Raw genomic sequence first — 291 nt, 5'->3', positions numbered from 1 at the left:
AGATCGATAACCGGTGAATGTGCAGCAAAATGTGGTGGTCTGAATTCAGTGGCGAAGACCACCTTCCGGACCCTCAGGGGTCTCGTCGGGGTCCCAGGTCCCCGGCAACATCGGACTGACCGGCCGATCGTCGAAACTGTCCCCCGACACCGTCGTCAACCCAGCCGCAGCCGCATCCGACCGCACCGCCGTACCGCTGAACCCCATCGCACCCGAACCCCGCTCCGAAGCTCGCACCCGCGGCTGCGGCTCCGGCGCCGGATCAGCCCCGGGCTCCGGATCCTCATAGTT

At 66.0% G+C, this 291-nt stretch carries 1 protein-coding gene; it reads right to left on the bottom strand.

Annotation, left to right across the window (positions count from 1 at the left end):
- Window positions 1–45 precede the first annotated feature (45 nt).
- The coding region (locus ACRCUN_RS34305) for a PPW family C-terminal domain-containing PPE protein (RefSeq protein WP_462146051.1) at window positions 46–291 on the bottom strand (246 nt) is incomplete at its 5' end.

Source organism: Mycobacterium venezuelense (genome assembly GCF_054919535.1).
Note: the sequence above shows the minus strand (reverse complement) of the source record. Positions and strands in the feature narration are given on the sequence as shown.